At 73.3% G+C, this 21,948-nt stretch carries 21 protein-coding genes and 1 pseudogene; 8 read left to right on the plus strand and 14 right to left on the minus strand.

The genetic code is table 11. From position 1 onward, the window contains the following. Positions 1–26: 26 nt before the first annotated feature. The 5 genes from NEH16_RS23035 to NEH16_RS23055 form a co-directional block, all read right to left on the minus strand. Positions 27–749, minus strand: a complete 723-nt coding sequence (locus tag NEH16_RS23035; RefSeq protein ID WP_265544686.1) for a TetR/AcrR family transcriptional regulator — start codon at positions 747–749, stop codon at positions 27–29. A gap of 34 nt (positions 750–783) precedes the next feature. Beyond that, positions 784–1,833, minus strand: a complete 1,050-nt coding sequence (locus tag NEH16_RS23040) for a PDR/VanB family oxidoreductase (RefSeq protein ID WP_430523767.1) — start codon at positions 1,831–1,833, stop codon at positions 784–786. 43 nt (positions 1,834–1,876) lie between these two features. Continuing rightward, positions 1,877–2,782: a metal-dependent hydrolase gene (locus tag NEH16_RS23045; protein ID WP_073965494.1), complete on the minus strand. Its 906-nt coding sequence runs from the start codon at positions 2,780–2,782 to the stop codon at positions 1,877–1,879. Positions 2,783–2,852: 70 nt separating this feature from the next. Further along, positions 2,853–4,775, minus strand: a complete 1,923-nt coding sequence (locus NEH16_RS23050; RefSeq protein WP_265544689.1) for a hypothetical protein — start codon at positions 4,773–4,775, stop codon at positions 2,853–2,855. Between the two features lie 78 nt (positions 4,776–4,853). Then, complete coding sequence (locus NEH16_RS23055; protein WP_265544692.1) at positions 4,854–5,399, minus strand: carboxymuconolactone decarboxylase family protein; 546 nt, start codon at positions 5,397–5,399, stop codon at positions 4,854–4,856. Positions 5,400–5,471: 72 nt separating this feature from the next. Between NEH16_RS23055 and NEH16_RS23060 the strand changes: the two genes are divergently transcribed. Both NEH16_RS23060 and NEH16_RS23065 read left to right on the plus strand, forming a co-directional pair. Then, positions 5,472–5,975: a MarR family winged helix-turn-helix transcriptional regulator gene (locus NEH16_RS23060; RefSeq protein WP_265544693.1), complete on the plus strand. Its 504-nt coding sequence runs from the start codon at positions 5,472–5,474 to the stop codon at positions 5,973–5,975. A 146-nt stretch (positions 5,976–6,121) separates the two neighbouring features. Continuing rightward, the gene (locus tag NEH16_RS23065; protein ID WP_265544694.1) at positions 6,122–7,780 is read left to right on the plus strand and encodes an alpha-L-fucosidase; all 1,659 of its coding nucleotides are present in this window, start codon (positions 6,122–6,124) and stop codon (positions 7,778–7,780) included. Here NEH16_RS23065 and NEH16_RS23070 read toward each other — a convergent pair. Then, on the minus strand, positions 7,777–8,424 hold the full coding sequence (locus NEH16_RS23070; RefSeq protein ID WP_265544695.1) for a LuxR C-terminal-related transcriptional regulator: 648 nt from the start codon (positions 8,422–8,424) through the stop codon (positions 7,777–7,779). The two genes, NEH16_RS23065 and NEH16_RS23070, sit on opposite strands and share 4 nt — an antisense overlap. After that, positions 8,409–9,677, minus strand: coding sequence for a sensor histidine kinase (locus tag NEH16_RS23075; protein WP_265544696.1), 1,269 nt, complete (start codon positions 9,675–9,677; stop codon positions 8,409–8,411). Before NEH16_RS23075 ends, NEH16_RS23070 begins: the two co-directional genes overlap by 16 nt. A gap of 240 nt (positions 9,678–9,917) precedes the next feature. Between NEH16_RS23075 and NEH16_RS23080 the strand changes: the two are divergent. Then, positions 9,918–12,054, plus strand: a pseudogene (locus NEH16_RS23080) (MMPL family transporter). Positions 12,055–12,127: 73 nt separating this feature from the next. Here the strand turns inward: NEH16_RS23080 and NEH16_RS23085 are convergent. The 4 genes from NEH16_RS23085 to NEH16_RS23100 all read right to left on the minus strand — a co-directional run bounded on the left by NEH16_RS23085 (position 12,128) and on the right by NEH16_RS23100 (position 15,593). Next, positions 12,128–12,706, minus strand: a complete 579-nt coding sequence (locus tag NEH16_RS23085; protein ID WP_073965504.1) for a winged helix-turn-helix domain-containing protein — start codon at positions 12,704–12,706, stop codon at positions 12,128–12,130. A 300-nt stretch (positions 12,707–13,006) separates the two neighbouring features. Further along, positions 13,007–13,918: a DUF6891 domain-containing protein gene (locus NEH16_RS23090; protein ID WP_265547340.1), complete on the minus strand. Its 912-nt coding sequence runs from the start codon at positions 13,916–13,918 to the stop codon at positions 13,007–13,009. Between the two features lie 91 nt (positions 13,919–14,009). Then, positions 14,010–15,044 carry a glutamine synthetase gene (glnII, locus tag NEH16_RS23095; RefSeq protein ID WP_265544697.1) on the minus strand — a complete coding sequence of 345 codons (1,035 nt, stop codon included), beginning with the start codon at positions 15,042–15,044 and terminating at the stop codon, positions 14,010–14,012. Between the two features lie 126 nt (positions 15,045–15,170). Then, the gene (locus tag NEH16_RS23100) at positions 15,171–15,593 is read right to left on the minus strand and encodes a hypothetical protein (protein WP_265544699.1); all 423 of its coding nucleotides are present in this window, start codon (positions 15,591–15,593) and stop codon (positions 15,171–15,173) included. A gap of 122 nt (positions 15,594–15,715) precedes the next feature. Here NEH16_RS23100 and NEH16_RS23105 point away from each other — a divergent pair, with 122 nt between their 5' ends. Together NEH16_RS23105 and NEH16_RS23110 are read left to right on the plus strand one after the other, a co-directional pair. After that, complete coding sequence (locus tag NEH16_RS23105; RefSeq protein WP_265544701.1) at positions 15,716–16,594, plus strand: helix-turn-helix domain-containing protein; 879 nt, start codon at positions 15,716–15,718, stop codon at positions 16,592–16,594. After that, positions 16,591–17,502, plus strand: coding sequence for a Gfo/Idh/MocA family protein (locus tag NEH16_RS23110; RefSeq protein ID WP_265544702.1), 912 nt, complete (start codon positions 16,591–16,593; stop codon positions 17,500–17,502). The genes NEH16_RS23105 and NEH16_RS23110 overlap by 4 nt, the downstream gene beginning before the upstream one ends. A gap of 18 nt (positions 17,503–17,520) precedes the next feature. Here NEH16_RS23110 and NEH16_RS23115 read toward each other — a convergent pair whose 3' ends face one another. Then, the gene (locus NEH16_RS23115; protein WP_265544705.1) at positions 17,521–18,027 is read right to left on the minus strand and encodes a MarR family transcriptional regulator; all 507 of its coding nucleotides are present in this window, start codon (positions 18,025–18,027) and stop codon (positions 17,521–17,523) included. A 70-nt stretch (positions 18,028–18,097) separates the two neighbouring features. Between NEH16_RS23115 and NEH16_RS23120 the strand changes: the two genes are divergently transcribed. Then, complete coding sequence (locus NEH16_RS23120) at positions 18,098–18,970, plus strand: alpha/beta fold hydrolase (protein ID WP_265544707.1); 873 nt, start codon at positions 18,098–18,100, stop codon at positions 18,968–18,970. On the opposite strand, the gene NEH16_RS23125 is transcribed toward NEH16_RS23120, so the two are convergent. Continuing rightward, positions 18,967–19,332: an arsenate reductase family protein gene (locus NEH16_RS23125; protein WP_265544708.1), complete on the minus strand. Its 366-nt coding sequence runs from the start codon at positions 19,330–19,332 to the stop codon at positions 18,967–18,969. The genes NEH16_RS23120 and NEH16_RS23125 overlap by 4 nt on opposite strands. Positions 19,333–19,474: 142 nt before the next feature. Here NEH16_RS23125 and NEH16_RS23130 point away from each other — a divergent pair, with 142 nt between their 5' ends. Next, positions 19,475–19,756, plus strand: a complete 282-nt coding sequence (locus NEH16_RS23130) for a hypothetical protein (protein WP_073965512.1) — start codon at positions 19,475–19,477, stop codon at positions 19,754–19,756. A gap of 57 nt (positions 19,757–19,813) precedes the next feature. On the opposite strand, the gene NEH16_RS23135 is transcribed toward NEH16_RS23130, so the two are convergent. Beyond that, positions 19,814–20,251 carry a hypothetical protein gene (locus tag NEH16_RS23135; protein WP_265544709.1) on the minus strand — a complete coding sequence of 146 codons (438 nt, stop codon included), beginning with the start codon at positions 20,249–20,251 and terminating at the stop codon, positions 19,814–19,816. 188 nt (positions 20,252–20,439) lie between these two features. On the opposite strand from NEH16_RS23135, the gene NEH16_RS23140 reads away from it, so the two are divergent. Further along, the gene (locus tag NEH16_RS23140; protein WP_265544710.1) at positions 20,440–21,948 is read left to right on the plus strand and encodes a SulP family inorganic anion transporter; all 1,509 of its coding nucleotides are present in this window, start codon (positions 20,440–20,442) and stop codon (positions 21,946–21,948) included.

Consider the following 21,948-nt stretch of genomic DNA (forward strand, 5'->3'; position numbering starts at 1 on the left):
ATCCAGCCTGATCCAAACGAAAGGCCCTAAGGCAACCGCTGCGCCGGCACCGCCGGAACGGCCGGAGCCAGTGTGGAGAGCCGGGTCAGCAGGTCCCCGAACGGCCCGTCCGCCGGCTCCTGCGCCAGCACCCGCAGCACGATCCCGGCCATCTCCTCGTCGTACGCCGCGCTCACGGCGGCCAGCGCGGCGAAGTCGTGCACCAGCTGCAACTCCAGCTCCGCCCGGGGCACCCGGCGCCCGTCCAGCCAGATCAGCGCCGTCGACTCGGCGAGCGACACCCAGGACCGTACGACCAACACCAGGCGGGCCGGGGGCTCTTCGACGTCCAGGTGGGCCAGGATCTGTTCGCAGGCGGCCTGGCGCACCCCGTCGATCATGGCGTTCGCCGTGGACGAGCCGACCGCCGGACCGCCCCGCATCAGCGCGGCGAACCCCGGCCCGTGCTCGTCCACGAAGTCGAAGAACCGGCCCATCACCCGCAGCAGCCGGGCGCCCAGCGGCCCTTCGTGCGGCTCCATGAAGCGGGCTGCCAGCTCGTCGGCCGCCCGGCGCAACGCCGCCTCGTACAGGCTCTGTTTGCCCGGGAAGTAGTGGTAGACCAGGGGCCGCGAGATCCCGGCCGCCGACGCGATCTCATCGATCGACACCTCGTCCGGCGCCCGGTGGCTGAACAACTCCAGCGCGACGCCGATCAGCTGCTGCCTGCGCTCCTCGACGCCCATCCTGCGCCGCACCCCGGTCGTCATGCCCCCAGCGTACCGACCGGTGGGTCCGGCCGGTTCAGAGGTCCAGCACCAGCCGGCCCCCGCCCCGGCACCGGGAGACGCAGATGAGCATGGAGTCGGCGCGCTCCGCGTCCGTCAGCAGGTCGTCGCGGTGCTCCACCTCGCCCGCGAGGACGCGCTGTTGGCACGTACCGCAGAAGCCCTGCTCGCAGGAGTACGCGACATGCGGCAGCTCGGCGCGCACGGCGGCCAGCACCGACTGGTCCGCCGCGACCGGGACCGTCAGCCCCGAGCGGCGCAGCTCCACCTCGAACGGGGCCCCACCGGCCGGGTCGGGACCCGCCGCCGTGAAGCGTTCCAGGTGCAGGGTGCGGCCGGGCGGCAGCGCGGCGGCGACCGCGTCCATCAGGGGCTGCGGGCCGCAGCAGTGGACCGCCGTGCCCTCGGCCGTGTCCGCGAGGGCGGCGGCGATGTCCGGGTGGCCCGCCTCGTCCTGCGGGACGACCGTGACCCGGCCCCCGTCGGCGCCCAGCTTCTCGACCTCCTCCAGGAACGGCATCGTGGCCCGGCTCCGGCCCCCGTACAGCAGCCGCCAGTCGGCGCCCTCGCCGGCCAGTCGGCGGACCATCGGCAGGACCGGGGTGATGCCGATGCCGCCGGCGATCAGGAGGTGGGCGGGGGCGTCGGCGAGCGGGAAGCGGTTGCGCGGGCCGCGCACCTCCACCTCGGCGCCCTCGTGGAGCGCGGTGTGCACCTCGCGGGAGCCGCCCCGCCCGTCCTCGACGAGCCGCGCGGCCACGGTGTACGCGCCGGTGTCGGCGGGGTCCCCGCACAGCGAGTACTGCCGGACCAGGCCGGAGGGCAGCACCAGGTCGAGATGGGCGCCGGGCTCCCAGGCGGGCAGCTCCGGCCCCTCCAGGCGGAGTTGGACGACGCCCTCGGCGGGGCTGGTCCGCCCGGTGACCAGCAGCCGCCGTCCGGTGGTCGAACGGCGCGTGTTCCGGCCGGATATGGGCTCGTCCAGCGCGGGCAGCGGCCACAGCGGGGACTTCTGGATGCGCCGGCGCATCGCCCGCCGGGCGAGCAGCGCGGCTCCGGCCGCCACGGCGACCGTACGCAGGCGGGGAGGGGCAAGGAACGCGGCATGGTCAGCGGGCTTCCGTCGTACGGGCCTCGGCCGCGACGGCGGCGGGCGAGCGGGTGAGGTAGTCGACGGCCTGGGCCGTGCTGCCCTCCTGCGAGGGGTGGTACGTACGGCTCAGATAGCGCGGGATCGACCGCAGCATGGACGGGGTGCTGGGCAGGGTGCCGCGCCGGCCGCTGCGGTAGAACTGCCCGAAGGACGCCTTGCCGTCCAGCAGGCTCGGGTCGTTCTCCATGAAGAACCGGGTGCCGCGCTGCCAGAGGAAGAGCAGCGCCGAGAACGCCGTCGCCCAGGTCCGCACCCGCCGCCGGTATCCGCCGTCCACATGCATGAACACGTCGAAGGCGACCGAGCGGTGCTCGACCTCCTCCGCGCCGTGCCAGCGCAGCAGGTCCAGCATGGTCGGGTCGGCCCCGCGCCGGTCCAGCTCGTCGGCGTTGAGGATCCAGTCGCCCAGGAACGCGGTGTAGTGCTCGATCGCGGCGATCGTCGCCACCCGCTCCAGCAGCCACCACTTCCGCGCCCGGCCCGGCGGCAGGGTCCTGTCGCCGAGCAGCTTCTCGAAGAGCCAGTCGACCTGCGCGGTGTACGGCGTCGGGTCGAGCCCCAGCTCCTTGAGGTGCGGAAGCACGTCGTCGTGGGCCTGGGAGTGCATCGCCTCCTGGCCGATGAAGCCGATGACGTCCTGCCGCAGCTCCTCGTCGTGGATGTACGGGAGCACCTGGCGGTAGACGTGGATGAACCAGCGCTCCCCGGCGGGCAGCAGGAGGTGGAGCACATTGATGGTGTGCGTGGTGAACGGGTCGCCCGGCACCCAGTGCAAGGGCGTCCCGTCCCAGGCGAAGCTGACCCGGCGGGCCTTGAGGGCGGTCCGCTCCGCCGCGACCGCCGCTGGCTGCGTGTTAGACATGGTGTCAAAATACTGAGCGGTAGGCCCGGGGAACAGGGGTGTGCGCCGAATTCCCGGCCCGTGAGAGGCCCTAGTGCAGCGCGCCCACCCGGCTGCCGTCCTTCAGCCGTCCTTCCAGCCGGGGCCGGGCCCCCTCGGCGGCGGGCACCGCGAGCAGCCGCCCCGGGGCGCTCCCCGACACCCCGCCCGACGTGGCCAGCGACGCGAACTGCCCGCTCCCCGCCGCCAGGACGTACCAGCGCCCGCCCGGCGACTGCCACAGCACGCCCGCCAGCACTCTGGGCGTCCGCGCCCCGCACTCCGGCGCATCCTCCCCCCGCGCCGCGACCGCTCCGGTCGCTGCCGGACGGGCGGACGGGGCCTGGAACTCCGCGATGACCCTGCTCCCCGCCCCCCGCCAGGTCTCCGCCCGGGTGCACAGCCAGCGCGCCGTGCCCCCGTCCTCGGGCAGCGGCTGCCGGGCGTAGGCCCAGGAGTTGACCGACCGCACCCCGTGCGAGCGGACCGCCCGCAGCAGACACGCGGTGCGCGCCCAGCTCTCCCGCTCGGCCCGCCCCGTGACGTCGTGCGGGCTGCCCGGGGCGCCCGAGGTCAGCCGGGCCGGGGCGAGTTCGCCCAGATCCGTGACCAGCCGCACCGACGAGCCCCCGGTCAGCTCGACGGCCTCCCAGGACCGGCAGCCGGACCCCGCCGCCGGGTCGGCCAGCGGGCCGGTCACCCCGTCCGGGGAGCGGTCCAGCGGGCGGGGCGACCGGTCCGGCGCGCGCAGGTCCCGCACCCGGGCCTCCCGCACCCAGGGCGCCGTCAGATAGCGCACCCCCTCCCCGGTCCTGGCCACCACCAGCGCGCCCGACGACCCTTCGTCCGCCCCGTCCACCCGGGCGAAGTCGAGGGCGGCGCCCAACGCGGGGTCGGCGTTGCGCGGCTCGGCGTACCGCACGACGCGCAGCCCGTCGTGGAACAGCACCACCGCGGAGTCCCCGACCTCACCCGCGTACAACAGCTGCGGGGCGCCCATCGGCGGGCCCGTGGGCGTGCCCGGCGTCGCCGACGTCCGGACCCCGGCGCCCGGCCGGGCCCACACCGCGAGGGCCCGCCGCAGCAGCCGGGTGTCCTGGGTGCGGTCGCCGCGCGTGGGCCAGGAGGTGAAGTCCGTACGCGCGGAGCGGCGCCAGTACGTCGCGGGCACCCGGCGCAGCGCCCCCGGGTCCAGGGCCGCTTCGGACGCCGGATTGCGCGCGTACGGCGGCGCGGTCAGTCCGCCGTGGCCCCAGCCGCCGCCGGGCAGCCCGAGCAGCGCCCCGCACACCAACAGCGCGGCGCCGGCCGCGAGCGCGGTGCGGACGCGTCTGCGGCGGCCCGGCAGATCGGGCGGCCGGGCCTGGAGCGAGCAGGGGTCGAACTCCGGGGAGGCCAGGAGCGCGTGGCCCGCCCGCACCCCGTCCGCCTCGGTCAGCGCCGCGTGCGGATCGGCGACCCCGGCGGCGGCCAGCTCCCGCCGGACCTCCCCGTCCGCGAGCCCTTCCAGGCCGCGCAGGACGAACGCGGCCCGGGCGGGGGCGGTGAGCGCCGCCAGCTCGCGTTCCAGGGCGAGTTCACCGGCGCCGCCCGGGTGCGGGAGCAGCCGCAGGCCCCACGCCGAGGGCAGGACGGGCGGCAGGGCGGCGCGGCGCGGCCGGAACGGCAGCCGCCGGGGGCGCCCGGCCGCCAGGGCCCGGCGCAGCACCTGGCGCCGCACGTAGGTGTAGGCGGGGTCGGCGTCGCCGGTGCGGCGAGGCCGGGGGACGGTGGCCGCACCGGCGCGGTGGGCGGCCTGGAGGGAGCGCTGGGCGAGGGCGTGGGCGGCGAACACCCGCCGGGCGCGGCCCGGTGAGGGCGGCAGCAGGAGGTAGCCGATCCGCACCAGCCGCGGGTAGTGCTCGACCAGCGCGGCCTCTGCCTGTTCCGCGTCGACCGGGGCGACGGCCTGCGGTAGCTCTGACGGTGGGCGCACATTCAGCTGAACGAGCGAATGGTGCGATGGTCACTCCGGGCCCGTCCGCCGGGGCCCTCCGCCGGGGCGCCGCAGGCGTCAGGCGAACCGGGCCAGCGGGCCGTCGACCGGCGCGCCCGTCATCCGGTTGGCCAAGGTGGACAGGGTGTAGGTGGCGATGCCGAGGGTCACCTCCAGCGCGTTGCGCGCGGTGTAGCCGTGGGCCGTGAACGCCTCGACCGCCGCGTCGTCCACGGCCCCGTTCGTGGCGAGGACGTCCAGGATGAACTGCCGCAGGGCTTCGAGGCGTTCGTCCGGCAGCGGGGTGCCTTCGCGGAGGGCGGCGAGGAGTGCGGGCTCGGCGTCCAGGGCGGTGAGGATCCCGGTGTGGATCGCCACGCAGACGTGACAGCCGTTCCGGGTGGCCATGGTCATGCTCAGCACCTCGCGGGAGAGCTTGTCCAGGGTGGTGGACTCGAAGAGCGCGTTCATCCGGAGGAAGCCGCTCAGCACCTCGGGGGAGGTGGCCATGCGGGCGGCGGCGGACGGCAGGAAGCCCTGCTTCCGCGCGATGGCGGTGAGGCCGGATCGGGCGGCGGCGGGGGCGGATTCGAGGGTGTGGTCGGGGAAGGCGGTCGCGGGCATGGTGGGACCTCTCGGCTAAACTCGACAACATGATTGACGAAAAAAACGTAAACCAGGTTGTCGAGTTTCGCAATGGCTGAGCGGACGGGCGGCCGTGGGGAAGTGCGTCCCGAGGAGGCCGGAAGGGGCTTCGAGCTGCCCCTTCTGCTGTTCGCCGGTTTCCGTACGGTCATCGACGCGCTCCACCGCGAGCTGGCCGAGCAGGGGCACCCGGACATGCGGCCCGCGTACGGCTACGCCCTCCAGGCCGTGGGCGTCGAGGGGGCGACCGCCAGCGAGATCGGCCGCCGCCTCGGCGTCTCCAAGCAGGCGGCCGGCAAGACCGTCGACCGGCTGGAAAGCCTCGGTTACGTGGAACGCGCCGACGATCCGGCCGACGGGCGCCGCAAACTCGTCCTGCTGACCGCGCGGGGCGTCGACGTGCTCCGGCGGTCCGCCGAGGGCTTCGACCGGCTGCGCGCGGAATGGGTCCGGGTCCTCGGTGCCGAACGGGTCCGCGCCCTGGAGGACGACCTGCGCACCATGGCCCCGGACGGCGCCTTCCGGCTCGATGTGGCGGCCTGGTTCAACGGCTGAGCGCGGTCCCGGCGACTTGGACTTCTCTCACCAGACATAGGACGTATGGAGTCCGCACCCTTTCGGTGGGCCCCTCTCTGCGGCACCATGCACGCGTCGGCACCCGAGAGATCCGACCACTCGCTGGTCGTGAAGGAGAGGGAACCATGGCACGACGCACCCATGTGCTCAGCGCGCTCGCGCTGGCGGCGGCCGCCGCGCTCATCCCCGTAACCGCCACCGCGCAGCAGGCCGCGCCCCGGCCGTCCGGGGCGGCGGGTGCGTGCCGGGGGCCCGTGAAACCGGCCTCGCAGATGACGGTGGAGGACTGCGACAGCCCCGCGCGGATCATCGAGAAGGCGGCGAACATCGTCCCCACCGCCGGCCAACTCGCCTGGCAGCAGCGGGAGGTCACCGCCTTCACGCACTTCGGCATGAACACCTTCACCGGCCGCGAATGGGGCTCGGGCACCGAGGACGAGAAGCTCTTCGCGCCCGCCGCGATCGACGCCGACCAGTGGATGCGCGCCTACAAGGCCGCCGGTGCCGAGCAGGTCATGCTCACCGTCAAGCACCACGACGGCTTCGTCCTCTACCCCAGCCGCTACACCGACCACTCGGTCGCCCTCAGCCCCGGCAGCCCGGACGTCGTCGCCGCCTATGTGAAGGCCGCCCGCAAGGCCGGGCTCAAGGTCGGCTTCTACCTCTCGCCCTCGGACGGCGCCGAACTCCCGCACGCCTGGCACGCCGAGTGGGTCGAGAAGATCCGCGCCAAGGAGGCGGCCGGCCAGTCGCTCTCGCTGCCCGAGCGGATGGCCCTGGAGGACGGCGACCGCGCCCCGGCCGGCCGGGGCCGCTTCGGCAACGGCAGCCCCGTCACCGCCCGCACCATCCCCACGCTCGTCCCCGGCGACGACCGCGCCGCCCGCGTGAGGAGCGGCAAGCTGCCCACCTTCAAGGTCCGGGCCGACGACTACGACGCGTACTACCTCAACCAGCTCTACGAGATCTTCACCCAGTACGGCCCCGTCGAGGAGCTGTGGCTCGACGGCGCCAACCCCTGGTCCGGGTCCGGCATCACGCAGAAGTACGACGTCAAGCAGTGGTTCGACATGGTCAAGGCGCTGTCGCCGAACACCGTCGTCTTCCAGGGCCCCCAGGGCGTGCGCTGGGTCGGCAACGAGAACGGCACCGCCCGCGAGACCGAGTGGAGCGTCACCCCGCACATCACCGACCCGTGGACCGGGCTCGGCTCGCTGCCCAACGACTCCACCGACCCCGACATCGGCTCCCGCGCCAAGCTCCTCGACCCGTCGGTCAACTACCTCCAGTGGTACCCGGCCGAGGCGGACGTCTCCAACCGGCCCGGCTGGTTCTACCACGAGGACGAACAGCCCAAGACCGCAGCGCAGTTGATGAACCTCTACGAGAAGAGCGTCGGCCGCAACGCCTCGCTCCTGCTCAACGTCCCGCCCGCCCCCGACGGCCGCATCGCCGCCGAGGACGTCACCCGGCTGACCGCCCTCGGTGCCGACGTACGCCGGATCTACGGCACCGACGTACGCAAGCAGCACCCGGGCCCGTACACCTTCGACCGCGTCGCCGTCCGCGAGGACATCCAACACGGCCAGCGCGTGGAGAAGTTCGCCGTCGAGGCCAGGGTGAACGGCGCCTGGCAGCGGATCGCCGAGGGCACCACCATCGGCCACGAACGCATCCTGCCGCTGCCCGAGGCCGTCACCGCCACGGCGGTCCGCGTCAAGGTGCTGGAATCCCGGGCGAAGCCGCACCTGGGCGCCACCACCCTGCACCTGACCGGCCGCTAGCCCCGGTCCAGATACGCCAGGACGGCCAGAACGGGGCGGTTGTCGTCGTCGGACGGCGGCAGGCCCAGCTTCCCGAAGATGTTCGAGGTGTGCTTGGCCACCGCCCGCTCCGTGATCACCATCTGCGAGGCGATCGCCGCGTTCGACCGGCCCTGGGCCATCAGCTCCATGACCTCCCGCTCGCGCGGCGTCAGCCCGCCCATCGGCTTGTCCTGCGAACGCCGCGTCAACAGCTGCGAGATGACCTGCGGATCCATCGCCGTACCGCCCGCCGCGACCCGGCGCACCGCGTCGATGAACTGGTCCGCGTCGAACACCCGGTCCTTGAGCAGATACCCGATCCCGCCGTTGCCGTCCGCCAGCAGCTCGCGCGCGTACAACTGCTCGACGTGCTGCGAGAGTACGAGCACGGGCAGCCCCGGCCGCGCGCGCCGCGCCGCCAGCGCGCACTGAAGCCCCTCGTCCGTGTGGGACGGCGGGAGCCGGACGTCGACCACGGCGACGTCCGGCTCCAACTCGGCGAGGGCCTTGGTGAGTTCCGGCCCGGTCTCGACGGCGGCCGCGATCTCGAAGTCGTACGCCTCCAGCATCCGCACCAGGCCGTCGCGCAGCAGGAAGAGATCTTCGGCTAGGACAACTCGCAAGGGATCTCCATGGTCACCATGGTGGGACCGCCCGCGGGGCTGCTGACGGCCATGATGCCGTCGAATGTACCGAGCCGCCGTTCGATACCGCTCAGCCCCGAGCCCGCACCCACCGAGGCACCGCCCTTCCCGTTGTCGGTGACCGTGCACCGCAGCGATCCGTCGCTGTGGCGCAGGTCCACCCAGATCCGGTCGGCCCCCGAGTGCTTCGCCGCGTTCGTCAGCGCCTCGCTGATCGCGAAGTACGCCGCCGACTCCACCGGGGCCTCCGCCCGGCCGCCCAGCTCCACGTCCACGTCGCACGGAATCGGCAGCCGCAGCGCCAGCGCCTTCACCGCGTCCCCGAGCCCCCGCTCCGCGAGCACCGGCGGGTGGATGCCCCGGACCAGGTCGCGCAGCTCGGTCAGCGCCTCGGCCGAGGACGCCCGGGCCATCGCCAGGAGCTGCTTCGCCTGCGCCGGGTCCTTCTCGATCAGCGCCTCGACGGTGCCGAGGTTCATCCCCATCGCGACCAGCCGGGCCTGCGCCCCGTCGTGCAGATCGCGCTCGATGCGCCGCAGCTCGGAGGCGGCCGTGTCCACCGCCTCGTGCCGGGTCTCGGTCAACCGGTCGATGCGCAGGGCGAGTTCCTGCTCCTGGGTGGGCGCGAGCACCGACCGGGCCAGCACGAAGTGCGCGCGCAGCAGCCGCTCGCTCACCAGCACCCCGAGCGCGAAGACCGCCGCCCCGAGCGCGGCGGCCGCCAGCCCCGTCGCCTGGCTGTCGACCGGCACGAATCCGTACCAGTACCGGTCGTCCGTGAAGACCCGCCACAGGCCGGCCGCCAGCACAAGGCCCTCCACCGGGTAGACCATCAGCGCCGCCGCCAGGATCGCCACCGTATAGCCGGCCGTCATGTCGACCAGCATCCAGCGCATGTCCCGCCAGGTCGCCGGGTCCTTCAGCATCAGCGTGGTCCGCTCCACCCGCCCGGTGAACCCGCTCCGCACATCCTTCGGAAACGGCCGGTACGGGACCGGGATGCGCACGTCCGACCAGGTGATCGCGAGCAGCCGGCGCTGGTTGGCGTGCTTGCGGACCGCCTCCAGGACGTACGGCGTGGTCACCAGGCCGATGCCCAGCGGGATCATCGTGATCGAGAGCAGCGCCAGTACGAACAGCGTGCACGAGCCCGCGAGGGCGGCGAACGACACCACCAGCCCGCGCCACGCGGCCAGCAGCGCCGACCCGATCCGTCCCCGTATCGCGTCCATCCCGGTCCTCTTCCCCTCGCCGGGCCCTTCTGCCGGCCCCGTGTCGGACCCAGTCTGACCCGGCGCGACCGGTGCCGGGCAGCCGGTTTCCCACCCGGTGGGGGTGTACCCAGCACCACCCCCGCCACCTCGCCCTATGTGCCGCGCGACCGGGTGTTCCACCGTTCTGGGGCGCATGATCCGGCGTTCCTAGATTCGAGGGGCATCGTCGGACTTCCACCAACAGGGGGCGAACCCGCCATGAGGCGTAACCTCGCGGCACGTATCGGTGTGTGGAGCGCACACCACCGCAAGACGGCCGTTCTCGGCTGGCTGCTCTTCGTCGTACTCGCCGCGGGCATCGGCGGAGCCTCGGGCATGGTCGAGATGACCGACGCCGAGAACGGCGCGGGCGACTCGGCCCGCGCCGAGCGGATCCTCTCCGACGCGGGGCTCGGCCACCGGGCCGGAGAACTCGTCATGGTGTCGTCCGCCGCACCGGACGGCTGGCGCACCGCCGCCCGCGAGCTGACCGCCGCCCTCCGGGACACCGGCGAGGTCACCGGGCTCGCGGCCCCGGTCGCCTCGAAGGACCGCAAGGATTGCGCTGATCACCTTCGAGATGAAGGGCGACCCGGACACCGCCCCCGACCGGGTGCAGCCCGTGCTGGACGCCGTCGCCGGGGTCGAGGAGAGGCAACCCGGCGTCACCGTCAGCCAGTTCGGGGACGCCAGCGCCGGCAAGTGGCTCGGCGACCTGCTCGCGGACGACTTCAAGAAGGCCGAGTTCACCGCCGTGCCGCTGGCCCTCGGCATCCTGCTGGTCGCCTTCGGCGCCGTCGTCGCCGCCCTGCTGCCCGTGGGGCTCGCGCTCACCGCGTGCATGGCCGCCTTCGGACTGCTCTCGCTCGCCAGCCACCAGCTCCACCTGTTCCAGACCACGTACTCCGTGATGTTCCTGATGGGCTTCGCCGTCGGCGTCGACTACTGCCTGTTCTACCTGCGCCGCGAACGCGACGAGCGGGCCGCCGGACGCGACGCCGAGACCGCCCTGCGCATCGCCGCCGCCACCAGCGGCCGGGCCGTCCTCGTCTCCGGGCTCACCGTCATGGTCGCCATGGCCGGCATGTTCCTGTCCGGACTCATGCTCTTCAAGGGCTTCGCGCTCGCCACCATCACCGTCGTGTGCATCGCCATGCTCGGCTCCGTCACCGTGCTGCCCGCCCTGCTGTCCTGGCTTGGGGACCGCATCGACGCCGGGCGCGTGCCGCTGCTGAACCGGCGCGGCAAGCGGGGGAAGGGGGAGAGCGGCCGCATCGCGGGCCGGGTCCTGCGCCCCGTCCTCGACCGCCCCAAGTTCTTCGCCGCCGCCTCCGTCGCCGTGCTGCTGGTGCTCGCTGCGCCCGCGATCGGCATGAAGACCGAATCCCTGGGCCTGGAGAAGCAGTTCGGCTCGGACTCCACGCTGTCCGTCGCCTACCGCCACATCAGCGAGACCTTCCCCGGCGGCCCCGCCCCGGCCCAGGTCGTCGTGGAGGCCGACGACATCACCGCTCCGGCCGTCCGCAAGGCCCTCGCCGGCTTCGACCACGTCACCGTGCACCGGGCGCGCAACATCGCCGAGTTCGAGGTCCCGCTGCCCGGCGGCGAGAAGGGCCTGAGCACCCTGCGCGACGACCGCCTGCCCGCCGCCTTCGGCTCCAGCGGCGCCCACGCCTACGTCACCGGCGAGGTGGCCGCGTCCGTCGACTTCAACGACCAGCTGAAGCGCGGAATCGCCCCCGTCTTCCTCTTCATCACCGCCGTGACGTTCCTGCTGATGCTGTTCTGCTTCCGCTCGTACGTGATCGCCGTGACGTCCATCGCCCTCAACCTGCTCTCCGTGGCCGCCGCGTACGGGGTGATGACCGCGGTCTTCCAGCACGGCTGGGGCGCCGGGCTCATCGGCTCGGAGGGCGTCGGCGCGGTCGAGTCCTGGATGCCGCTGTTCGTCCTCGTCGTCCTGTTCGGGCTCTCGATGGACTACCACGTCTTCGTGGTCTCCCGGATCCGCGAGGCGCACGGCCGGGGGATCGGCAACCGGGCCGCGATCGACGAGGGTATCCGCCGCACGGCCGGTGCGGTGACCGGCGCGGCCGTGATCATGGTGGCGGTGTTCTCGGTCTTCGCGACCCTGTCCATGCAGGACATGCAGCAGATGGGCGTCGGGCTGGCGGTCGCGGTCCTGCTGGACGCCACGCTCGTACGGATGGTGCTGCTGCCCTCCGTGATGGCGCTGCTCGGCGAGCGCAACTGGCGCACCCCGCGCGGCCTCGGCCGACTGCCCGGCCTGGACCACGGCGAGCCCGCGGAGGCCCCGGTGCCTGCCTCGGCGCCGGTCGGTTCCGGACTGCGCTGAGCGGGGCGTACGCGGGCGGGCCCCGGTACCGGTCGTGCTGACCGGTACCGGGGCCCGCCCCTTTCGCCGTGGGTCAGGGCGTGTACTTGTACCCGACGCGGCGCACGGTCTGGATCGAGCGGCGGTGCTCGGCGCCCAGCTTGCGGCGCAGCCGGGCCACATGGACATCGACGGTGCGGCCGTCGCCCACATGCCCGTAGCCCCAGACCGTGGTCACCAACTGGTCGCGGGTGTGGACGCGGTGCGGGTGGGCCACCAGGTGGGCCAGGAGCTCGAATTCCAGGTAGGTGAGGTCCAGCGGGCGCCCGTTGACGGACGCGGAGCGCTGTACGGAGTCGATGGCCACCGGGCCCGCCGCCGGCTCCGGGGGCGGCTCCGGCACCGCGTACTGCGCGGCGGCCGCCGCGAAGGCCGGCTGCTGGTCGGCGGGCACGAGCACCAGGTAGCCGACCATCGGCGGGCGGCCCGGCAGGCTGGGCAGGGTGTGCTGGGGCGCGGGCAGCCAGGTCGCGCCCGGCGTCAGGAGCGCCGAGACGTCGGCCTGCTGGACGACCTCGTCGGGGGCGACGGCTCGGAGCCGGTGCCGGTTGGGGGAGGAGGGAGGGACGGAGGCGGTCGCAGCGGCAGCGGAGAAGGTACGGGTGTTCGCCATGAGGGGTCAGCTCTTTCGCGCGAGGGAGTCGTCGGTGGACGGACTTGCTGCGTGCGCGCGGGCCGAAGGCCGGGTGAGGGCTTTAGAGGGCCGGCGCGTTCAGCGCGCGGCAACACACCCGGTCGAAGTCGTGGTGCTGACGGGAGGGCCAGAACGGCTCGAGGTCGCTGCGACCGGTCGAGGGGTGCGGGTAGCTGGCCATGCCCCCATTGAAGCAGAGAACGCGTGGCCTCGCGCCCCTTCGTGCGACGAGGTGAGCAAGGCGACAGCTCCCGCCACCAGCCCCTAACCCACCAGTCCCTAACCCACCAGCCGCTTGCGCCAGTCCAGGCCGGTCAGCCGGATCGCCTGGTCCGGGGAGCCGTCCCACTCCACTGTCAGCCCGGCCTCGCCCAGCGCGGCCACCACCTCGCGGCCCACCGCGGTGGTCGTCTCCGCGGAATCGTCGAACCCGCCGTAGTACAGCGCGAGGCCGTGCCCTGCCGCCGCGCTCTCCGTACCCTGGCCGTGGAAGAAGACGAAGCCCCGGGCGTCCTCGCGCCCGGCCGCCCAGATCTCGCCCATCCCGCAGGAGCGGCAGCAGGTGAAGTTCTCCCGGGCCGTGATGCCGCCCCGGTCGAGCCGGGCGAACGCCCCCTCCAGCCGGTCCGGGTCCGTCACATCCGTCCAGCCCCGCTGCTCCTCGACCCGCTCCAGCCACAGCCGCTCCGCCAACTCCCGCGCCTGGGCCCGGGAGACCGGCCGCACCCCGTCCTTCACGAGGTAGTCCTCGGCCGCCTCGGTGAGCGTCCGCACCGTCCCGTAACCGCCGCGCAGCAGCTCCCGGACCCGGGGCTCCACCTGCTCCCGGATTTTCTTGGCCAGCTCCGGCACGGGCTCCGGCTCGGGTATCCCGGCGCTCTCCCAGTCGGTCCCCGCGTCCCAGCCGGGCTCCTCGCGCGCCCAGCGGGTCATCAGCGCGGCGACCCGGTCCGGGGAGTCGACGACGGTACGGACGTGGCTCGTCGCCGTGCCCGTACGGTGCTCCAACTCGTAGCCCCCGCCCGCCTCGTGCCACACCTGGACGAAGGTGCCGGGGATGTCCGGTATCCGCTGGACGACCAGGAAGTTGTCCCCGCGCGCGCCGATGCGGTGCACGAGGTCCGCCAGCTTCTCGGCGGAAACACGGCTGTGGGTCTGCTGGTTCTCGGTCTCGACCTTGACGCTGAGCAAGCTGAGCATGCGCCCAGCCTGGCACACGGCACCGACAACGAAGGGCGCCCACCGCGCGTGCGGTGGGCGCCCTTCTCGTACGGGGAGCGGATCAGACCTGGCCGGCCTTCTCCAGCGCCGAGCAGCAGGTGTCCACGATCAGCCGCGTGACGACGTACGGGTCGACGTTGGCGTTCGGGCGGCGGTCCTCGATGTAGCCCTTGCGGTCCTGCTCGACCTGCCACGGGATGCGCACCGAGGCGCCGCGGTCGGAGACGCCGTAGCTGTACTCGTTCCACGGGGCGGTCTCGTGCAGACCGGTCAGGCGGTCGTCGATGCCGGCGCCGTAGTTCTTGACGTGGTCCATCGGCTTCGAGCCCTCGCCCAGCGACTCGCAGGCCGTGATGATCGCGTCGTAGCCCTCGCGCATCGCCTTCGTGGAGAAGTTGGTGTGCGCGCCCGCGCCGTTCCAGTCGCCCTTGACCGGCTTCGGGTCGAGGGTCGCGGAGACGTTGAAGTCCTCGGCGGTGCGGTAGAGCAGCCAGCGGGCGATCCACAGCTGGTCGGAGACCTCCAGCGGGGACAGCGGGCCCACCTGGAACTCCCACTGGCCCGGCATGACCTCGGCGTTGATGCCGGAGATGCCCAGACCCGCCTTCAGGCAGTTGTCGAGGTGCTTCTCCACGATCTCCCGGCCGAAGATCTCGTCCGAGCCGACGCCGCAGTAGTAGCCGCCCTGCGCGGCCGGGAAGCCGCCCTCCGGGAAGCCGAGCGGACGGTGGCCGTCGAAGAAGGTGTACTCCTGCTCGATGCCGAAGACCGCCTCCTGCCCGGCGAACTGCTCGGCGACCGGACGCAGCAGCGCCCGCGTGTTCGACGCGTGCGGGGTCATGTCGATGTCGAAGACCTCGCACAGGACCAGGATGTCGTCGCCGCCGCGGATCGGGTCCGGACAGCTGAAGACCGGCTTCAGCACCCGGTCCGAGGCGTGGCCCTCGGCCTGGTTGGTGCTCGATCCGTCGAAGCCCCAGATGGGCAGCGCGGCCACGTCGGACGACGGGCTGCCGGACATGATCTTCGTCTTGGAGCGGAGCTTGGCGGTCGGCTCGGTGCCGTCGATCCAGATGTACTCAGCCTTGAACGTCACGGAAGCCATCCTTTGCGGGTGCTGCGGTCTATGCGCCGCAGCTTCGCAAGCCGCGATTTCCCGACCGTTGCCCTCGTGTGAACCCCGTGTTACCGAGGTTTCCCCGGTGTCTCCGGCGTGTCGCGGTCACCCCTCGATGAACTGGTAGTCGCTCACGATGCGGCCGTCGGGGCCCAGCACGAGGACCTCCAGCCCGACGCCGGCGGCCTCGCCCCCGTCGCGGGGCGCCATCTCCCAGGTGAACTTGACGACGTCGTGGAGCCGGTCGGCGTTGCCGCGCGACCGGAAGACGAAGGTGCCGGGCGCGACGAACTCCTCGTGGGCGCGCGTCACCCGGACGTCCAGCGCCTCGTGCCCGCACGCCTCCAGCAGGAGCCGGTCGAAGCCCAGCCCCTCGGCGGCCTCCCGGATCTCCTGCGGAGGCCGCAGTACGTGGACCGCGTCGGCGGACCACAGCTCGCGGACGGCGGCGCGGCGGCGCTCCGCGTCGGGTTCGTTCCAGACGGCGACGTAGCGGTCGGTGAGCTCGTGGACGTCGATGCCGGTCATGGGCGATCCCCTCGGTCTGCGGTTGAACGGTGTGTGGCGACGACCCTGCTGTCACGGGTGTGCGGGCGGCAATTCCCCGTAGGGAATCGCCGAGCGGCGCCCGGGCGGTATACACAGGAGGGGTGATCACCGAACCGGCCGGAGGCGGCCTCGCCGGAGCGCTGCGCGGGTGGCGCACCCGGCGACGCGTCAGCCAGCTGGAACTGGCCACCCGCGCCGGGACCACCCAGCGGCACCTCAGCTTCATCGAGAGCGGGCGCTCGACCCCCGGGCGGTCGATGATCATCCGGCTCGCCGAATCCCTGGAGGTGCCGATCCGCGAGCGCAACGACCTGCTCCTCGCGGCCGGATTCGCCCCGGTGTACCCGCAGACGGACCTGGACGACCCCCGGCTCGCACCGATCCGCACCGCCCTCGAACGCATCCTGGACGGCCACCTGCCCTACCCGGCCGTCGTCGTGGACCGCCACGGCGACCTCGTCCTGGCCAACGCCGCCTTCCGCACCCTCACCGCCGGGGTGGCCCCGCACCTGCTGCGCCCCCCGGTGAGCGTCCCCCGGGTCCTGCTGCACCCGCAGGGCCTCGCGCCACGCATCGTCAACCTCGACGCGTGGGCCTGGCACATCGTCGACCGCGTCCACGCCGAGAGCGTGCGCAACCCGGACGACCGGCTCCGCAGCCTGGCCGCCGAACTCACCGGCCTCGCCCCGCCCCGCCCGCGCGACGCACCGCACCACCTCGGCTTCGCCGTACCCCTGCGCCTGAGGCCACCCGACCCGGCCGACGACCGCGAGCTGACACTGATCACCACGCTCACCCACTTCGGCACCGCCACCGACGTCACCGTCGCCGAACTGCGCCTGGAGGCGTTCCTTCCGGCCGACCGCGAGACCGCCGCCCTGCTGGCCGGACTCCACCGCGCCGGGAGCGACCCCTCCACGGAAACCGGCTGTTCAGGCGTTGCGGCCCCACCGCCCCCACCCGGCACACTGGACCCATGACGACACTCGAGACCCCCTTGCGCATCGGCCTGGCCGGTACCGGCCCCTGGGCCCGCAACACCCAGGCCCCCGCCCTCGCCGCACACCCCGGCGTCGTACTCAGCGGTGTGTGGGGCCGCCGGGCCGAGGCGGCCGGTGAGCTGGCCGCCGCGCACGGTGCCCCGGCGTTCTCCGGTGACGCCGGGCTCGACGAGCTGTTCGCCACCAGCGACGCCGTCGCCTTCGCGCTGCCGCCGGACGTGCAGGCCCCGCTGGCCGCCCGCGCCGCCGCGGCCGGCTGCCACCTGATCCTGGACAAGCCGGTCGCCACCACGGTCGCCGGTGCGCGCGAGGTCGCCGAGGCCGCCGAGCAGGCCCGGGTCGCCTCCGTCGTGTTCTGCACGCTCAGGTTCGCCCCGCGGCCCGCCGCCTGGATCGCCGAACAGGCCGCCACGGGCGACTGGTTCACCGCCCGCGCCGAGTGGATCGCCGCGCTCTGGGCCCCCGGCACCGACAGCGACTACGCCGCGTCCCCCTGGCGCCGGGAGCGCGGCGGCCTCTGGGACGTCGGCCCGCACGCCCTCTCGGTCCTGCTCCCGGTCCTGGGCGACGTCACCGAGCTGACCGCCGCCCGCGGCCCCGCCGACGCCCACCACCTGATCCTGCGCCACACCTCGGGGGCGTCCAGCACGGTCACCCTGACCCTCGGCGCGCCGGTGGCCGCCGCCGGGGTCGAGGTCGTCCTCCGGGGCGAGCACGGTGTGGCCGAACTGCCCAGGTGGGACGGGGCGGTGGACGCCTTCGCAGCGGCGGTGGACGCGCTGGTCACCTCGGTGCGCACGGGCGAGGCCCACCCCTGCGACGTACGGTTCGGGCTCCGGCTGACGGAACTCCTGGCGGAGGCGGAGGCCCAGGTCCACGGCGCCTGACGGCCGGGCGGGGCGGGGTCAACGACCGGCCCCCGCCCCACCGGTGGCCCCCGCCCCACCGGTGGCCCCCGCGCCGCCGCCCTCCTCCGACACCGCCGCCAGGAACCCGCCCAGGAACCGCCGCACCGCCGCGACCTCCGCCGCGTCGAACTCCCGCAGCAGCGCCACCGCGCTCCCGATCGCCGGGCCGAACGCCGCCCAGCCCAGCTCCACCGCCTGCGGCGTCACCCGCAGCAGCACCCGCCGCCGGTCCCGCTCGTCCCGCGTCCGCGTCAGATGCCCCAGCCGTTCCAGCCGGTCGATGAGCGACGTGGTGCCCGCCGAGTTGAGCCCCAGCTCCGCCCCCAGCCGCCCGGCGGTGACCCCGGACCCCTCGCGCTCCGCGTCGAGCAGGCACACCAGAGCCCGTACATCCGTCGGATGCATCCCGTTCCGGGCCGCGAACTCCGCCTGCCGCAGCGCGAATTCGGCCGTCACCTTCCGCAGCAGATGGACGATCTCCAACTCCGGCCCCTGCTCACTCATCCCCGGCACCTCCCGCTATTGTCTCGCTCAGCGAGATAATATCCAGGCGTACGGAGTCCAGGGAGCACCCATGACACCCACCCCGCCCACGACGAGCGCCGACGCGGCCTTCCTCACCGCCTACGACGACACCGTCGCCGCCACCTGGCCGCCCGGCACCACGCCGACCACGGTCCCCACCCCCTACGGCACCACCCACCTCAACAGCTACGGCCCAGAGGACGCCCCGCCCCTGCTGCTCCTGCCCGGCGGCGGCGCGACCTCCACCGCCTGGTACGCCCAGGCCGCCGCCCTCGGCCGCACCCACCGCGTCCACGCCGCCGACCTCATCGGCGAACCGGGCCGCAGCACCGCGGGGGAGCGCCCCATCCGCAGCGTCGAAGACCTCCGCGGCTGGCTCGACGCCCTGCTCGACGGCCTCGGCGCCACCGGACCGGTCGCCCTCGCCGGCCACTCGTACGGCGGCTGGATCGCCCTCCACTACGCCCTGCACGCGCCCGACCGGCTCCGGAAGCTGATCCTCCTCGACCCCACCAACTGCTTCGGCGGCTTCCGCCCGGGCTACCTGCTCCGCGCCCTGCCGATGCTGCTCCGCCCGAACGCCGCCCGCGTCCGCGCCTTCCTGGCCTGGGAGACCGGCGGCGCCGCGCTCGACCCGCACTGGCTGCGGCTGCGGGAGGCGGCGGCCGGCTTCCCCGCGGTCCGCCCGGTCACCGGCCCCCGCCCCGAGCCGGAGGCCCTGCGCGCCCTCGCCGTACCGACGCTGATCCTGCTGGCCGGCGACAGCCGCGCCCACGACGCCGACAAGGTGGCCGCCGCCGCGCACCGGCTCCTGCCGGCGGCGGAGACGGCCGTCCTTTCGGACGTCTCCCACCACGCGCTGCCCCTGCACGCCCCGACGGCCCCGGAACTCAACCGCAGGATGGGCGAGTTCCTCGCCTAGGGCCTACGCCCCAGCGCGTCCCGGACCGCCTCCTCCGTGCGGCCCACGACCGCCGAGCCGTCCTCCGCCGTGATGATCGGCCGCTGGATCAGCTTCGGGTGCTCGGCGAGCGCGGTGATCCAGCGCTCCCGGGCATCCGCCGCACGCGGCCAGTCCTTCAGGCCCAGCTCCTTCGCGTCCGCCTCCTGGGTCCGCGTGATGTCCCACGGTTCGAGGCCGAGCCGGTCGAGCACCGCCCGGATCTCGTCCGGCGACGGCACGTCCTCCAGGTAGCGGCGGACCGTGTAGTCGGCCCCTTCGGCGTCGAGCAGTTGCACCGCGCTGCGGCACTTGGAACACGCGGGATTGATCCAGATCTCCATGGGGCCAAAGGTACGGGACGGGCCTCCCAGGAGAGGCCGAAAACCCCTCTGGCCAGGGGCGATTGTCAGTGCGGGCCGGTAGAATGGGAGGCAGTTCGGGAGGGTTCCCGAAGCGTTCCGCCACCGTGCCAGGAGGTTGCCCATGGCCGTTGCCGCAGTCACGACCAAGCCGCTCGACAAGCCCCTGCACCAGCCCCTGACCAAGAAGCCGCTCCCCGCCGGCCGCCCCCGTGAGTGGTACGTCTCCCACAACCGCCGGCTGAAGGCGATGCGCCTCGCCATCGCCCTGCTCGACACCGGCGTCTACCTCCCGTCCAGCGCGAACAACGCCCGCATACGCACGACCGCGGCGCGCCTCGGCATCCACCCGCCGTCCGACATCACCTGCCGCATGGTCCGCGCGCTGATCCGCTACGGCCGCTGACCGACGCAGGCCGACCGACGCGGGGCGGGCCCCGGAAGCCTTCCGGGGCCCGCCCTCTCAGTACCCGTCGCAGCGCGCCGTCGCGTACGCACCCGAGGCCGAGTCCGTACGCCGCGTGCCGTCGTCCACCGTCACCGCGCACGACACGTCACCGCCGCCCCGGCCCACGCTCACCACGAACGAGCCGCCGCTCATGAAGCCCTTCGAGTCCAGCTCCCCGGCCCACGGCAGCGACCGCAGCGCCAGCCGCCCGGTCGACAGCTCCTCGCCCCGCCAGGTGCTGTAGGTCAGCACCACATCGCGCGCGGTCCCCGTCACCTCGTACCGGATGTGCACCTTCCGCGAGCCCTCCGAGCGCAGCACGTCCGACAGCACCGCCATGACCGCCCCCGCGGCGAGGGCCAGCACCACGGCGACCAGCAGCAGCACCCACGGCCACATCCGCCGCCGCGGAGGCGGCGGGACCGGACCGCCGGGAGGAGCCTGCTCACTCATCCCCCCAGCCTCCGCGCTACGGCCCCGCACCGCGACCCCTCGGCGTCCGTCCGGCTGCCCGGCTACGGATACGGCCGGGTGTGTACAGTTGTCTGGCGCCCGAGGACGCGCGCGTACGCGTGTGCAGGTTCCACGCCCGGCCACCGCGGACCCCGGTGGAAGCCCTCCCGACCGACAGGTACGCCTTCTTGTCCTCCTCCACCGCGCCCGCGTCCCCGTTCCGCCTGCGGACCCTCAAGCCCGACTGGATCTCCGACCCCAAGGTGTGGCGTACGGAGGTGCTCGCCGGACTCGTCGTCGCGCTGGCCCTCATCCCCGAGGCGATCTCGTTCTCGATCATCGCCGGGGTGGACCCCGCGATCGGGCTCTTCGCCTCCTTCACGATGGCGGTCACGATCTCGATCGTCGGCGGACGCCGCGCGATGATCTCCGCCGCGACGGGCGCGGTCGCCCTGGTGATCGCCCCGGTCAACCGCGAGCACGGCTTCGGCTACCTGGTCGCCACCGTGATCCTGGCGGGCCTCTTCCAGATCGCGCTGGGCGCCCTGGGCGTCGCCAAGCTGATGCGGTTCGTGCCGCGCTCCGTGATGACCGGCTTCGTCAACGCCCTGGCGATGCTGATCTTCATGGCCCAGGTGCCCGAGATGCACGACGTGCCGTGGCCGGTCTACCCGCTGATCGCCGGGGGCCTGCTGCTGATGGTGTTCTTCCCGAAGGTCACCCGGGTGATCCCGGCGCCCCTGGTCTCCATCGTCGTCCTCACCACGATCACCCTGGCGGCGGGAATCGCGGTCCCGGCCGTCGGCGACAAGGGCGACCTGCCCTCCTCGCTCCCCGTGCCCGGCCTGCCCGACGTGCCATTCACCTTGGACACGTTGACGACCATCGCCCCCTACGCCCTGGCGATGGCGCTGGTCGGCCTCATGGAATCCCTCATGACCGCGCAGCTGGTCGACGACATCACGGACACCCGCTCCAACAAGACCCGCGAGTCGGTCGGCCAGGGCGTCGCCAACATCGTCACCGGCTTCTTCGGCGGCATGGGCGGCTGCGCCATGATCGGCCAGACGATGATCAACGTCCGCGTCTCCGGAGCCCGCACCCGCCTCTCCACGTTCCTCGCGGGCTCGTTCCTGATGGTCCTCTGCATCGTCTTCGGCCCGATCGTCTCCGACATCCCGATGGCGGCGCTGGTCGCGGTGATGGTGATGGTCTCCTTCGCCACGTTCGACTGGCACTCCATCGCCCCGAAGACCCTGCGCCGCATGCCGGTGGGCGAGACCGCGGTCATGGTCATCACGGTCGCCATCGTCGTCGCCACGTCCAACCTGGCGATCGGCGTGGTCGTCGGCTCGGTCACCGCGATGGTGATCTTCGCCCGCCGCGTCGCGCACCTGGCCGACGTCACCGCGGTCGTGGACCCGGACGGCAGCCAGGTCGTCTACTCCGTCACCGGCGAACTCTTCTTCGCCTCCTCCAACGACCTGGTCACCCGCTTCGCGTACGCCACCGACCCCGACAGGATCGTCATCGACCTCACGGCCACCCACATCTGGGACGCCTCGTCGGTCGCGGCCCTGGACGCGATCGAAACGAAGTACGCCGCGCGCGGCAAGACGGTCGAGATCGTGGGCCTGAACCAGCCGAGCGCGACCCTGCACCGCACCCTGAGCGGCGAACTGACGGGCGGGCACTGA

Source organism: Streptomyces drozdowiczii (assembly GCF_026167665.1).
GTDB classification, from domain to species: Bacteria; Actinomycetota; Actinomycetes; order Streptomycetales; family Streptomycetaceae; genus Streptomyces; species Streptomyces drozdowiczii_A.